Source organism: Euryhalocaulis sp. (assembly GCF_013911995.1).
Classification (GTDB): Bacteria; Pseudomonadota; Alphaproteobacteria; order Caulobacterales; family Maricaulaceae; genus Euryhalocaulis; species Euryhalocaulis caribicus.
In genome coordinates this window covers 13,376-27,432 of the sequence record NZ_JACESD010000040.1, presented here as the reverse complement: position 1 = coordinate 27,432, position 14,057 = coordinate 13,376, and the positions used below count along the sequence as shown (strand labels likewise).

Annotated in this window: 13 protein-coding genes; 5 read left to right on the top strand and 8 right to left on the bottom strand. The window is 64.1% G+C overall.

Translation table 11 applies throughout. The features are described 5' to 3' along the window. Positions 1 to 855, top strand: an 855-nt coding sequence (locus tag H2040_RS10810; RefSeq protein WP_287157381.1) for a sensor histidine kinase, incomplete at its 5' end; no start/stop codon positions are given. After that, positions 852 to 1,214 (top strand): response regulator, encoded by a 363-nt coding sequence (locus H2040_RS10805; RefSeq protein WP_287157379.1) that lies wholly within the window; start codon positions 852 to 854, stop codon positions 1,212 to 1,214. The genes H2040_RS10810 and H2040_RS10805, both read left to right, overlap by 4 nt. Positions 1,215 to 1,233: 19 nt before the next feature. On the opposite strand, the gene selD is transcribed toward H2040_RS10805, so the two are convergent. Continuing rightward, on the bottom strand, positions 1,234 to 2,283 hold the full coding sequence (selD, locus tag H2040_RS10800; RefSeq protein WP_287157377.1) for a selenide, water dikinase SelD: 1,050 nt from the start codon (positions 2,281 to 2,283) through the stop codon (positions 1,234 to 1,236). Positions 2,284 to 2,433: 150 nt separating this feature from the next. Here selD and mnmH point away from each other — a divergent pair, with 150 nt between their 5' ends. Next, positions 2,434 to 3,450, top strand: a complete 1,017-nt coding sequence (gene mnmH, locus H2040_RS10795; protein ID WP_287157375.1) for a tRNA 2-selenouridine(34) synthase MnmH — start codon at positions 2,434 to 2,436, stop codon at positions 3,448 to 3,450. Here the strand turns inward: mnmH and H2040_RS10790 are convergent. Further along, a complete protein-coding gene (locus tag H2040_RS10790) occupies positions 3,447 to 4,352 on the bottom strand; it encodes a transglutaminase-like cysteine peptidase (RefSeq protein WP_287157373.1) in 906 nt (301 codons plus the stop codon). The two genes, mnmH and H2040_RS10790, sit on opposite strands and share 4 nt — an antisense overlap. A 186-nt stretch (positions 4,353 to 4,538) precedes the next feature. Beyond that, entirely contained in the window at positions 4,539 to 5,546 is a 1,008-nt protein-coding gene (gene galE, locus H2040_RS10785) for a UDP-glucose 4-epimerase GalE (RefSeq protein ID WP_287157371.1), read from the bottom strand. A gap of 375 nt (positions 5,547 to 5,921) precedes the next feature. Here galE and wbaP point away from each other — a divergent pair, with 375 nt between their 5' ends. Continuing rightward, positions 5,922 to 7,412: an undecaprenyl-phosphate galactose phosphotransferase WbaP gene (wbaP, locus tag H2040_RS10780; RefSeq protein ID WP_287157369.1), complete on the top strand. Its 1,491-nt coding sequence runs from the start codon at positions 5,922 to 5,924 to the stop codon at positions 7,410 to 7,412. A gap of 5 nt (positions 7,413 to 7,417) precedes the next feature. Continuing rightward, entirely contained in the window at positions 7,418 to 8,275 is an 858-nt protein-coding gene (locus tag H2040_RS10775; RefSeq protein ID WP_287157367.1) for a sulfotransferase family protein, read from the top strand. Here H2040_RS10775 and H2040_RS10770 read toward each other — a convergent pair. Genes H2040_RS10770 through H2040_RS10750 form a run of 5 tightly spaced genes read right to left on the bottom strand, consistent with a single transcriptional unit; the run spans position 8,255 to position 13,924 of the window. Next, positions 8,255 to 9,439, bottom strand: a complete 1,185-nt coding sequence (locus H2040_RS10770; RefSeq protein ID WP_287157364.1) for a polysaccharide pyruvyl transferase family protein — start codon at positions 9,437 to 9,439, stop codon at positions 8,255 to 8,257. The genes H2040_RS10775 and H2040_RS10770 overlap by 21 nt on opposite strands. A gap of 13 nt (positions 9,440 to 9,452) precedes the next feature. Continuing rightward, the gene (locus H2040_RS10765) at positions 9,453 to 10,724 is read right to left on the bottom strand and encodes an O-antigen ligase family protein (protein ID WP_287157362.1); all 1,272 of its coding nucleotides are present in this window, start codon (positions 10,722 to 10,724) and stop codon (positions 9,453 to 9,455) included. A 7-nt stretch (positions 10,725 to 10,731) separates the two neighbouring features. Beyond that, entirely contained in the window at positions 10,732 to 11,481 is a 750-nt protein-coding gene (locus H2040_RS10760; protein ID WP_287157360.1) for a class I SAM-dependent methyltransferase, read from the bottom strand. Then, positions 11,478 to 12,818, bottom strand: coding sequence for a lipopolysaccharide biosynthesis protein (locus tag H2040_RS10755; RefSeq protein WP_287157358.1), 1,341 nt, complete (start codon positions 12,816 to 12,818; stop codon positions 11,478 to 11,480). The genes H2040_RS10760 and H2040_RS10755 overlap by 4 nt, the downstream gene beginning before the upstream one ends. Beyond that, positions 12,815 to 13,924, bottom strand: coding sequence for a glycosyltransferase (locus H2040_RS10750; RefSeq protein WP_287157356.1), 1,110 nt, complete (start codon positions 13,922 to 13,924; stop codon positions 12,815 to 12,817). The genes H2040_RS10755 and H2040_RS10750 overlap by 4 nt, the downstream gene beginning before the upstream one ends. Between the last annotated feature and the right edge of the window lie 133 nt (positions 13,925 to 14,057).

Sequence of the window (14,057 nt, the reverse complement as noted above, 5' to 3'; positions counted from 1 at the left end):
CTTTTCCCGATTGTCCTGATCGCGCCTTTTCTTCTCTGCCTGATCGCGCTGATCGTAACGGAAGGCGGCCTGCTAAGCTCCAATTTCCGTCTGAGCCTGCTGGCAATCGTGATGATGAGCCTGCTGGCGGCGACCGTCCTGCGCAACGCCATGATCGAAAACGCCACGGAGCGAAAACTGATCGCCGCGATGGATGATCTGCGCCGCGCCGTGGATGATCGCGACCTGCTGCTCCGCGAGCTCTATCACCGAGTCAAAAACAACCTCCAGCAGATCAATGCGCTGGTCATGATGGAGGCGGGCAAGGTCAGCGACGAGAGCGCCCGGAATTCCTTCAAGGCGACCGCGGCGCGCATCCACGCGCTGGGAACGGTGCATCGTCTGCTTCTGTCATCGCCGGCGCCGTCCCGCCTGAAGGTTCATGATTTTCTGGAGGAGCTTTGCAGGAATATCGCCGGCAGCCAGGGCGCCGCCGAGCGGGGAATTTCCATTGAAGTCCGCGCGAGCGACGACCTGATCCACATCGATTCCGCGGTCATTCTGGGCCTGATCGTCAATGAACTGGTGACCAACGCCCTCAAACACGCTTTCCCGAACGGGGAATCCGGAAACATCTCCGTGCTTTACACCGCCCGCAGTGATGGCGGCGCGCGGCTTTGCGTCAGCGACAATGGCGCGGGCATGACGGCGGAAAGCGCCGACAGCCTGCCGGGCTCCGGCGTTGGCGGCCGCATCGTCGCGGGCTTTGTGCGGCAGGCCGGGGGAGAAATGAGCGTGGAAAACGATCAGGGCGCGCGAATTATGATCAACCTGCCGCCAGACTTTAAGAAAGAACCGGAAACAGGGGCGTCATGAGCAACAAGAAGACCGTCGTCATTGTGGAGGACGACTTTCTGATCGCGGAGTATCTGCGCGACCTTTGCGATGGTTACGGGATGAAGGTCGAGGGATCGGCGGATTCGGCCGGCGCCGCCATCCCTATGATAATGCAGAAAGAACCGGCCTATATCCTTATGGATGTGAGGCTGAAGGGGGAGCGCGACGGCGTGGACGTGGCCCATGAAATTCATGTTCGCCGGCCGGGAACCAAGATCATCTTCATCACCGCGTCCAGCGAGCCGGTGACGCTGGACAGGATCAAGGGCGATCACCCTCACAGCATCCTGCTGAAACCCATCAATCCGGACGACCTGGAGGCGGCGTTCCGCCTTTGAACCGGCCCGCTGTGCGTTCCTAACGCACGGCGATTGCCGGCGATCCGGCCTGCATGCGCCCGATCACGGCCGCGTTCTCGTGCCCATGCTCATTGAACAGCGCCATGATCTTGTCGGCCTGCGCCGGGTCGCACGCCACCAAAAGCCCGCCGCTTGTCTGAGGATCGCAGAGAAGGTCTCGCGCGGGCGCATCAAGGCCTGGCGCGTCGACCATGCCGGCGATGCTTTCCCAGTTACGGCCCGAAGCGCCGGTGCGCACGCCGTCCGAGGCGAGCCGCCGCGCGCCCTCGAACACCGGAACGCTGTCCGCCCCCACCGTGGCCGCCAGCCCGCTGCCCCGGCACATCTCGCTCAAATGCCCCAGCAGGCCGAACCCCGTGACATCGGTCACCGCGTGCACGCCCGCCATCCCGGCCAGCGCCGCGCCGGGCGTGTTCAGGCGGGTCGTGGAATCAATCATCGCCCTGTAATCGGCCTCCGGGAGCAGGCCCTTCTTCAGCGCGGCGCTGAAAATACCAATGCCCAGCGGCTTGCCGAGGATCAGGACATCGCCGTCCCTTGCCCCGGAATTCATCAGGATACGGTCCGGGTGAACAAGGCCCAGCGCGACAAGCCCGTAGATCGGCTCTGTCGAGTCGATGGAATGGCCGCCCGCAATGGGCGCGCCCGCAGCCTCCGCCACATCCCGGCCGCCCGCCAGGATTTTCCGGATGGTCCCGGTTGAAAGCTGGCCGATGGGCATGCCCACCAGCGCCAGAGCGAAGATCGGCGCCGCGCCCATCGCATAGAGGTCCGAAATCGCGTTGGTCGCGGCGATGCGTCCGAAATCATAAGGATCATCGACAATGGGCATGAAAAAGTCCGTGGTCGCCGCCACCGCCGCCTCGTCCGAGACGCGGTACACGGCGGCGTCGTCGCTGGTCGCCGCATCCACGATCAGGTCGGCATGGCCGCCGCCCACCGGCATCTCGCTGAGGATTTCCCGAAGAACGGATGGGGCAAGTTTGCAGCCACATCCCCCGCCATGGGCCAGCGAGGTGAGTCTGGGTTCTGCCGCTGTGTCAGTCATGAATGGCCCGTTCCTGTCGCTTTCAACGCCGCGCAGGAAATCTACACGCCCGGCGCGGCGCGGCCAGCCCGCTTGACCATCCCCGCCCTTGGCCGTACCGCCAAGGTTATGGCTGGCGGCTCTTTGATCGAGACAGTGACGGATCTCTCCGTGCAATCGCTCGATCGCTATGACGACATCATCGATGTCCGCTCCCCGGCGGAGTTCGCCGAGGATCACGTTCCGGGCGCGATCAATCTGCCCGTTCTGGATAATGAGGAACGCGCGCGCGTCGGCACGATCTACAAGCAGGTCTCGCATTTCGAGGCGCGTCGCGTGGGCGCGGGACTGGTCGCGGCCAATATCGGCCGGCATCTGGGAGCCGCGCTTTCCGACAAACCGGCGGACTATAATCCGCTGATCTATTGCTGGCGCGGGGGCATGCGCTCCGGTGCCATGGCGACCATCCTTTCACGGGTGGGGTGGCGTTGCAGCCTGTTGAAAGGCGGCTACCGGAGCTGGCGGCGGCATGTGGTCGCCGAGCTGCGGGAAGAAGGCGCGCTATTGCCGATGATCCTGATCGACGGTCAGACCGGCACGGCCAAGACGGAGATCATACGCCGCCTGATGGCGCAGGGCGCGCCAGCCATTGATCTGGAAGGACTGGCCGCGCATCGCGGCTCCGTCTTCGGCCTGATGGGGGCGCCGCAACCGGCCCAGAAAGGGTTTGAAAGCCGGTTATGGGACCAGATCCGCCGCTTCGATCCGGACACGCCAATCATCGCCGAGGCGGAATCCTCCACCATCGGCCGTCTGCATATTCCCCGCCGTCTGTGGGACTCGATGCAGGCCGCTCCGCGTATCGAGATCACGGCCAGCGTGGAAGCGCGGGCCCGCTATCTCGTCACCGCCTATTCCGACCTGACGGAGGACAGGGAAGCGATCCTGAACGCGATCAATCGCTTGCGATCCCACCACTCCAAAGCGCAGATCGCGGCATGGCGGGAGATGGCGGAAAGCAGCGCGTATGAGGCGCTGGCCGCCGATCTGGCGCGCCAGCATTACGATCCCGCCTATTTGAGAAGCCGGAAAACGGGCGGCGAAATCAAACAGATCGCCCTGCCAGATACGAGCCCGGAGGCGCTGGACAAGGCCGCGCGCCAGGTTATGGAGATTGCCGGCGGCTAGCCCGCCTGTTGCTGCGCCATCCGCCAGTCGAGAATATCGGCGCTGGCCTGAACGGCGATCCAGCGATACCCGCTATTGGCCCAGCCATTGATCCAGGGCGTGGTATTATCCAGCACGAAGTCGCCCGCCGTGGTCCGCACCATCAGGACGGCGTGGTGACCGGCGCTTTCCGAATAACCCATGGCCAGCGCCAGCGCGCCGCGAGGCAATCCGGCGTCAATCAGCGCCTTGCGCTTTTCCAGCGCGAAATCCTCGCAATCGCCCTCGACGCCCAGACCGAAAGTCAGCGGCATCAGCCACAGTTCGTCGACGCCATAGCGGTCTTCGTCCGCCACCCAGCGCAAACGATCATTGATGTCGCGATTGACCTGCTCCAGCAATTCGAACAGCTCCGGCGTCGCCTCGACGGTTTCACTTACCCGCGCCGCCGGCGTTTCCGCCGCCTTCACGGGCGCAGGGGACAGGCCCTTAGATTCCGGCAGGGCCAGGCCCAGCGTCATGAAGCCGGTATTTTCAGCGGCGGCGAGTGCGGCCGGCAATTCCGGCTTGAACCACGGATGGGCGGGCGGGACCGGTTGCTCAACTGCCGCGTCATGGAACTTGATTTTGGCCGTCGCGCCCGGCTTGAACCAGGGATGCTCGGCGGTCATGCCGCGCCCCTGGCCCCCCGTGGCGGTTTCCAGCGCAGGGGCGCTTTCACGCGCGCCCATTTCGGACTGGCAGATCTCCGGGCGTTTTTCGCAGAAGGTCAGCAGGCCGCGGGGCGCTTCCGCCGGACCGGCAAGCTGCATGGCGGTGGAGCCGTCCATCGTTTTGCACGCCGCCGTCATTGAAAGGCAGAGAAGCGCGGCCAGCTGGCCGAACTTCAGACCCCGGTTTGAACGCTGTACCCGCTGACGCATTGATTTCATCCCCGCTCATTGGCGGGTGATGAGATACAATACTTGGGTGAGAACTCTTTTTACTTGTGTCGCGTGTTTTTATGAAAACTCACGATACATTATTCACTGTCTATTCAGTATATTTACTGTTTAGATAGACTATAAAGTTTTGCTTTTGACGGTCGCATTCTGTTTACCATGCTGGAGTCAGGATCCGCCGGCCTCACCCGGCAAGGCCATGCCCCACTGAGCCGCATGGAAGCGCGCGGCGTCCCGGACAATAGCCTCCAGCGCCGAATGCGCGCCGGTAAAGCCCAGAGCGCGGCGAGCAAACGAGGGGTCTGCGGTCAGAACGGGCACGTCGCCGGCCCGGCGCGGCGCGATCTCGAACGGAACCGGCCGGCCCGTGACAGTTTCCACGGCGTCCAGAACCTCGCGCACTGAATGGCCGCGGCCCGATCCAAGATTACAGGCCAACGCCCTCGCGCCGCCCTCCAGAGCCGCCAGCGCCGCCAGATGCGCGGCGGCCAAATCATGTACATGGACGTAATCGCGCACGCAGGACCCGTCCGGCGTATCATAATCGCCGCCATACAGCTTCATCGGGCCGCCCCGCCCCGCCGCGGCCTTCAGGGCGTTGGGGATCAGATGGGTTTCCGGTTCGTGCTCCTCGCCGATCTCGCCGTCCGGGTCGGCGCCCGCGGCATTGAAATAGCGCAGGCAGACATACTGAACGCCATGCGCGGCGGCGAAATCATGGATCCGCCGCTCCGCGTCCCGCTTTGTCTCGCCATAGACATTCACCGGATTGCACGGATGGCGCTCGTCAATCGGAGTATACTCCGGCGCGCCATAGACCGCGGCGGTGGAAGAGAAGACCAGCTGTTTCACGCCGGAAATCCGCATGGCGTCCAGCACTGATTGCGTTCCAGCAACATTATTGTCCTGAAACGCTGCGGGCGCCTGCTCCCCATTCGCCACCTCGATACTGGCGGCGAAATGCAGGACAGCCGTGACCGCATGGCTTTGCATGACGCCGGCCAGGCGCGGCGTATCCCGGATATCGCCCTCTTCGAACGGCCCGAAGCGGATATTATGGCGGTGGCCGGTGCTAAGATTGTCGAAGACAACCGGGGTAATGCCGCCCCGCGCCAGCGCCTTGGCGGCGTGCGCGCCGACATAGCCCGCGCCTCCGGTTACCAGCACCGATGCCATATACCCCACCCGGTCCGTGTGCCTCATCATCGCCCCGCGCCGGGGCTGCGCGCAGACTAGCAAGAATCGACCCGGTCACGACCCTTAATCGGGGACAGGCCGGGAACAAAAGCGCCCGGATTTCAAAGTGAAATGCCGCGTATTCGACTAAAGTTTTCTTGAATATGGCGGCTGGAGTCCGCATTCTCCGCGCCTGCTGCAAGGCTGGGGGAGAAATCGAGTGCTGCGCCTGGTCGCGAAGACTCAGTCTGACGGCCGCTCGCCGGGGCGGGCGCGCAGTATAGCGCGGCCCTTCCCGGCATTGTTCTTGCCTCGTCATGTCTTTGAAACGGGAAAAATGGCGCCCTGTGCCGGCCGCCGCCCGGGGAAGGCCGCATGACTGAACTTCCAAAGGACTGGTCAAAGGACGGCGTGCCGAATTGGGGCGCGGCCCCGGCGCATGGATTTGTGCGTGAAACGGCCCGAAAAACGCGTCAATCGCTGGGTCTTCACACCGTCATCCTGCCGCTTGGCGACCTCGCGGCGATCCTGGCCACCGCATTCCTTTCGGTATTCGCGGTGGATTTTCTCTATGAGGGCCTGCTCGGCCTCGATTACGGGGCGGACGCGCCGGACCGGATCCAGCACCGTCTGGTGGAGCTGGCCGTCATCTCTCTTTTCGGCGTGATCCTGTTTTCCATAAATGGCGATTACCGGCGGCGCATTCCGTTCTGGCAGGAAATCAAGCACATCATCGCGATCTGCTTCTTCCTGATGCTGGTCGACGGCTTCGGCCAGTTTGCCTTCAATCGCACGATTTCGCGCGCCTGGATTCTGGTCGGGTGGACGTTGACGCCGGTCGCCTTGATCGGGATGCGCGCCATCGTGCGCGGCCAGTTGCGGCGCATGGGCTTCTGGACCGTGCCCACGGTTCTGGTCGGCTCCGACGGCGCGCTGGGATCGGCCCGATCGATTATCGAGAACGCGCCGGAGCTGGGCTATCAGATCGTTTCCGCCCTGCCGCTGAACAAACGCGGCGGGATCGGGAAACTGGCCGCAGAGCTTGGCCGCCTCTCTCCCGGTCTGGTCATCATCGCGCCCGGCCCGCAGGAGACCGAACACGCCGGCCGCCTGATCGATGAATGCAGCCGGCGGGACATTCCTTTCGCCATCGCCCCGTCTCTGGGCGCGATTCCGGTGCATGGCATGGAAATCGAATATTATTTCAGCCACGATTTCGCGCTGCTGCTGCCAAAGCAGAACCTTCAGCGCCCCGCCGCCCGCGCGCTGAAACGGTTTTTCGACATTGTCGTGGCCTGGACGATGGTGCTGTTCCTCACCCCGCTCTTCGTGGCGTTCAGCGTTCTGATCAAGCTGGATGGCGGGCCGGTCGTGTTCGGCCATGAGCGCGTGGGACGCAACGGCAAGCCGTTCGAATGCCTGAAATTCCGGACCATGGTCGCCGACGCCGACGCCCGGCTGGCGCGGCATCTGGACCGTGACCCGGACGCGCGCGCCGAATGGGAGGCAAGCTTCAAGCTGAAGCATGATCCGCGCATCACCTGGATCGGCCGTTTCCTGCGCAAGACCAGCCTGGACGAGCTGCCGCAACTCCTGAACGTAATCCGCGGGGAAATGAGCCTGGTCGGCCCGCGCCCGGTGATCCGCGAGGAGCTGGAGCGCTATTATGGCGGTGAGGCCGCGCACTATACCAAGGCGCTGCCGGGCATTACCGGCCTGTGGCAGGTAAGCGGCCGCAACGACACCACCTATGCCGAGCGCGTGCGGCTGGACGCGTGGTACGCCAAGAACTGGTCGCTGTGGGGCGATATCGTCATCCTGCTGCGCACGGTGCCTGCGGTTTTGCGCAATAGCGGCGCATATTGAACGCGATGCGCTTGCCCGATTTCCTGTTCATTGGCCCGTCCAAGGCGGGCTCCACCTGGCTGTTCGAGACGCTGCGGCGGCATCCGGGCATCTATGTCCCCCCGGCCAAGGACATCTATTTTTTCGACCGCTATTATAACCGCGGTCTGGACTGGTACGCGCGCCAGTTCGCCGGAGCGGACAACGGAGACCGCGTTATCGGCGAGTTCAGCCACGACTATCTTTATTCAAAAGACGCCGCCGGCCGCATAAGCCGCGATCTGCCGGACGTGAAGCTGATCGCCACGCCGCGAAATCCGTTCGAACGCGCGATCTCCCATTACAGATTTTCCCTGCGTAACGGCGCGAAGTTTCGTGATTTCGCGGATGGCGCGGCGCAAAACCCCGCGATCCTGACGCATAGCCTCTATGCGGACGCCCTCGAAACCTATCTGGACAAGTTTCCAGACGACCAGGTTTTCATCGCGCCTTTCGACCGCTTGAAGGCTGAACCGCAACGTTTCCTGGATGATTTATGCGGCTTTCTGGGGGTCGATCCGGGGCAGACAGACCCGGATAAAGCGCGCCGGAACAGCGCCGCCGCGGCGCGCAATCCCTGGCTTGCGCGGCAGGTTCATCGCGCCGCCAACGCTCTGAGAGATCGCGGAATGGGCGCAATCGTGGGCGCTTTGAAACGCTCGCCGGTGCGAAACGCCCTCTATAGCGAGGCAAAACAGGACGAATTGAGGCTGTCAGAGGCCGATTTCGCACATATGCAGGCGCTGTTCCTGCCCGATATCGCGGCGACGGAAGGTCTGACCGGGCTGAATCTGGACGCCTGGAAGCGCACGCGCCTGGAAGACCTAGCCCCCCGGAAAGACTGACAGGGCGCGCAGCACGCCCGTTTTTGCCTCATCCGCCAGCTTTTTACGCCGATCCGCATCGACAGGCGCATCAAACGCGCCATGCAGCGCCGCCAATATGGCGTCCGGATCCGACAAATCCCCGGCGCAAAGGCTGTCCGGGCGCCCGGTTTGAGCGAAAAACGCTTCTAGCTTCGGGTCCCAGCCAAGCCCGACTTGCGGAATTCCATATGAGAAACTGACGATATTGGCGTGCAGGCGGTGGGCGATGACCCCGTCAAAACCGGCGATCCGTCCGGCCAGACCAACCGGATCAGCGGCGCGGGGGGCAAGGGTGACGCGGCCCTTCATTCCGAATTCGGCGGCCAGCGCGGCCGCAAGCCGTTCATCCTCCCCCGCGCCGTTGGTGAACAGCACGGCCTCGTAACCGGCCTCCGACAATCTGCGCGCCAGAACACCGTAACGGCGTGCGAATTCGGCGTCCGGCACGCTGATTTTCGCGCCGTGGGTTCTCAAGGCGGCCGGGTGGGTGACGCCCAGCCCGATACGCGGCCGGCCTTGACCAAGCTTGGCAGCGGAACCGAAAAGGTCAGCCGCGGCAAAAGCCGGGTCCGGGAAAACCTCTATCGGAGGCGGAGAAACACCCATCTCCGCGAAATGGCGGATCAGGTTTTCCCGGGAGGCGTCGTCGCGCACGGAAACGAAGGCCAGTTCGCCGGTCAGCATGTCTTCGAAAAGATGCCGCGCTGCGGGGCTCCACCTTGCCGACACGCCGACGCCGTGAAGGGCGACCGGCGCGCCGGCCTGGCGCGCCTCATCGTATAAGGCATTCAGTTTCAACGGAAAATTCAGGCTGGAATCGGCCAGAAGCTGCCCGCCGCCGATCAGCACGCCGCCGGAACAGGCCAGGCTTTCCCGCCATGTCGGGCGCAATTTCAGACGGAGAGCGGGCTCCAGCGCCGCACGGGCGGTGAGATTGGCGGCGGGGCGCGGCAGACGCTCCAGAATGCCGAGCGCTGCGGCGCGCAGGCCGGGCCGTTTGGGAGCGGCAAAGCCCTGACGGCCTGCAATATCCAGCCAGCGTAGCGACTCCATCCCACCCTGCGCGGCAATGCGGGTGATGCATTCTGCGATCAGGCCGTCGCCCAGATTGGGGCTGTACATGACCGCGGCCAGAACCGGCATCATCTTGCTCCCTCTAGGCTTTTTCCGGCCGCGGCGGCTGGCACAGCCAACCAAGCGCGGCATAGAAAATCCACGCGGTCGATGGCGAGGATATGGAGTAGCCAGCCACCATGCCCGCCGAGACCAGATAGACAAGCTGCACCCGGGCGTGGAAATCGATGGCTATCAACGACCGGTCCGCGCCCGCATAGCCTTTGCGAAGGAACACTGCGCGCATAAAGAAGACGAAGATCAACCCGACCCCGATCAGACCGTAGTCGGAGGTCAGCTGCAGGATGATATTATGGGCGTGCTGGCCCACGGGCAGCGCCCCGATCCAGTAGAATTCATCCAGAAAGACCGCGCTTTCCCGCACCGCCACAAGGCCCGGAACGATTGTATGCGTTTCCAGCTGATAGGCCTGAACGGCGCCGGGACCGAGACCTAGAAGCGGGCTTTGCGCGATCAGTTGCAGGGTCCGCGAAAAGATCGCCACGCGGCGCTGCATGTTCACGTCCTGCCCGGCGAGGAGATCGCCGATGCGGTCGGAATAGAGGGTAAAAAAGGCTGCCGCGGCGATGATCGCCACCACGCCGAGCGCGTATTTCATATAGGCGCGAACACGTTCGGACATGGTGAAGCTGCGCTCGAAGAAAACGATATAGGCGAGCGCGGCGATCACTCCGAAAAAATATCCCGTGGAGCGGCTGGCCACCAGCGCGGCGAAAAGCAGGATGACAACCAAAAGAGAGACGACCCGCCCCAGCCCGAAAACGCGGAAACGCGGGCTGGAAAACATCGCCCCCAGCGCCAGCAGAAAAACCGCGCCGATACTGCCCGCGAAGGGGTTCTTGGTTTCCAGAAAACCGACAATCCAGCGGCCGGTGGCGGTCTGGATGGATCCGAAATCGAATTGCTGCGCGCTGAAGGGCTGGGTCAGAAACGAGGCGAAACTGATGGCGCAGATAGCCGCGCCGGTAATAATCCCGGCCTTGAACAGGGCGCGGAGATCTTCCGCCTGCAGGCGTATGGCGGAAAACATCAATGAGAAAACAAGCAGGTAAAGAAGCCGCGCGTCCGTCGCCACCAGATCCACCAGCGCCGCCGGGGCGAAGCCGGGCCGGATATGCAGCGCAATGTTGAATACGAGATAGGCGATAATGATCAGCAGGAAGACCTGGTTCTTCGCAATCGCCGGGTTCAGGCCGCGCCGGGCAAACAGGTACAGGCCGAACAGGATCAAGGCGGCCGGCGCCAGATAAGGCTGCCATTGCTGCATGTGGGCGAAAGCGAAGAGATAGCTCATCGCGCCGCTACCGTTTTCGCGCCACGACAAACAGGCTTTGCCCCAGGGCGGGCGGGACCAGCGCGTTATAGAGACGCCAGAAGCGGGCCAGAAGCAGGTTGCCGCCATGATAGGCGGGCGGGCCGGTATGGATGAAACTCAAATTCTCGAAATCGTCCGCCGGGAAATACCGGGACACCGCGCCCACGGTGTTGAGGCGGTAGCGGGTCGGGAAGACGTCCTCCCCCCGCCGGCCGCCCGTATCCAGTCCGCGCAGCATGCGGGCGTGGAACCGGTTGGGGATCAGCCGGGCGCCAATGCCGACATAGCCCCATTTGTTCGGGGTCCAGGCGAAGAACACGCCGCCCGGTTTCAGGACCCTGGCAATCTCCGCCGCCGCGGCCGCTGGATTGTCGACATGCTCCAGAACTGCCCATGAGGTTATGATGTCGAAATGCGCGTCCGGGAAGGGCAACGGCGCATCAGGTTCGATCACCACGGCTTCATCGATCAGGGGATTGTCCCGGACGGCGGGGTCGATATCGCAACCGGTCAGCCGCGCGCACCGGCCCTTCAGCGTGGTCAGCGCGCGCTTGTAGCCGGTTTCCAGTTCCGCCCATTTTCCGCGCCCCGCCCCGTAATCCAGCACGTTCATCTCCGGGCGCAGAACGGAATGAATGAGGGTGAAGAACAGGACCCGATGGTCGTTGCGCGCAAAACCGGAAAGCCGGCTTTCCGGGTAGAGCGTTTCCAGTACGCGCTTCGCCTTCGGATTCATGACATCCGCCCCAGTCCGAGAAGCGACGTGGCGACGCGGTGTGTGCGCGCGCCTTCCATCAGCAGCCAGATGTTCCAGACCACGGCGCCCAGCGAGACCGTCGCCGCCGCGCCCAGCGGCCCCGCCCAGAGCGCGGCGGGAATGAGGGCGGCGAGCGTGGCCACATTGGTGACGGCGATCACCTTGAGATAGGTCCGCTCATGCCCGCTGATCTCCATCATCAAAACATTGATGCCGGACAGCGCACTGACGAGGTATCCCGCGCTCAGCACGATCAGGAGGGGGGCCTCCGCCCGGAAGGCGTCGCCGAACAGCCCCATAAGCGGCGCGGCAAAAAGAATGATGACTATGAAGAGAGCCCCGGTCATGGCAGCGCTGGCGCTGACCGTCAGGCGGGCGATGCGCCGCGCCTGGTCAAGCCGGCCCGCATGGAAATGCCGCGTCAGCATCGGCCCGGCCACAAGGCTGGACGCCATCAGCGCCAGACCCAGCAGCGTGGCGATCTTCAACGCCGTGAAATAGGCCGCAACGGCGGACGGCGAGAGCGCCAGACCCAGCAGGACCACGGAGAAATACGGCGTTCCGAAATTCACCACGGACGCCCCCCACAGACCCAGCGAGGCGCGCCGCCATTCCGCGGCTTCATACGCCGCCGGGCGCTTCAGCAACGCCGCCGGGCGGGTAGCGGGATGAAACCCGGCCTGCGTTAAGGTCACAGCGGCCAGAACGCCGCCGGTAATCCACAACCCGGACGCCGCATCCAGCAGAGGGGTCAGGCCCAGAGCGGCGCCGGAGGCGGCGGCGATAACGCCGAGCCGCCAGAAAATATCGCGGGGGGCGAGCGCCAGAGTCATCCCGCCAAATGCGCGCAGGACATGCGCCTGATATTCCGCCCAGCCCAGAGCCAGAGTCAGCGCGCCCGCCGCGGCCAGCCAGGTCCGGCTTTCCGGCGCCGGCCAGAATAAACCCGAGACGGCCGCGCCCGCTCCAAGCAAGCCGCACCCTATAAAAACCGTGACGTATCCCGCGCGAAGAATTCCGGCGAGCCGGGCGTGGTCCTCCGCCTCCGCGTAGACCGGCGCGAAACGCAGGACCAGCATGCGCTGACCGAAACTGCCCAGGACCGCCAGCACGGTTGCGAGCGAGAATGCAAACCCGAAACGCCCGAAATCCGCCGGACTCATGGCCCGGGCGAGGGTCAGGAACATCAGGAAGGAAAGTCCGGCGGCGGCGATTTTAATGATCAGCGCCGCCGCGCCGCCGCGCGCAAGCCGCAAAAGCGTTTCGTCATTGGCCATCCGGGTCATCCGGGCCCGCATGCCGGCGGGACCGGTCATCCGGAAAGCTCCACGCCGAGATCGGTCAGCGCCCCGGCCACGCCCTGCCGGAAATGCGTCTCGTCGAACTGGCGCGCATGCGATTGCAGGACGGCAGGGTCCAGCGAATCCAGCCCCTCCCGCTCGAACGTCTCAATCGCGCCGATCAGGCCCTCGACAGACGGATCGCCATAGAGAAGTCCGGTTTCGCGATCCCGGACCGTATCCAGAACCCCGCCCCGGCCATAGGCGATCACCGGACGGCCCGAGGCCATGGCCTCCACAGGCACGATTCCGAAATCCTCCTCGCCCGGGAAGACCAGGGCGCGGCATCGCGCCAGGCGGTCTTTCAGCGTTTCGAAAGACGCCTTTCCGAGAAATTCCACTGTCGGCCCCGCCTTTCGCGCCAGCGCGCCGCGCGCGCCATCCGGCCCGCCGATGACGACGAGCTTTTTCTTCATGCGGGTGAACGCCTCCACCGCGATGTCCGGACGCTTATAGGGGGCCAGCTCCCCGGCCCAGAGATAGAAATCGCCGCGTTCCTCCGCCGCAACGGGCGCGAAATCGTCCACCGCGACCGGCGGATGCACGATGTCCGAGCCGCGGCGCCAGTATTTCTCGATCCGGGCGGCGACATGGCGGGAATTGGCGAGGAAGCGGTCGACCCGCGCGGCCGAGGTTACATCCCATTGCCGCAACCGGTGAGCCAGCATCGGCATCGCAAGACGCGCCGGAAGCGAGGCCTCTTTCCGGTAGAGATGACGCTGATCCCAGATATAACGCATGGGGCTGTGGCAGTAGCACAGATGCGGCGCGTCCGGCGGCGGTATGACGCCCTTGGCCGGGCCCGCTTCGCTGGAGATGACAAGATCGTAGCCGGTTAGGTCCAGCCCCTCCAGCGCGGCCGGCATGAAGGGCAGGTAATTGCGATAGAGGCGCCGCGCGAAGGGCAGGCGGGAAATGCCGGTGGTCCGGATGACGCGTCCGTTCAACAGCGGGCTGATCCGCGCCGGGTCGTGCACGTGAGTGAAAATATCGGCGTCCGGAAACATGCGGCAGAGCGCTTCCAGAACCTTCTCTCCGCCGCGCATGCCGACGAGCCAGTAATGAACCAAGGCGACCCGCATGCCGCGCTCCCCGCTCGCACTCGAAGAAAACCCCTGTGCAGAGCCTCGACCATACAGCTTAAGGCTCTGTTGCCGCTTTCTTTTTCTTTAAAGCAGGACCGGCGCCACCGGGACAGGCGAACGGCGGCGGCCA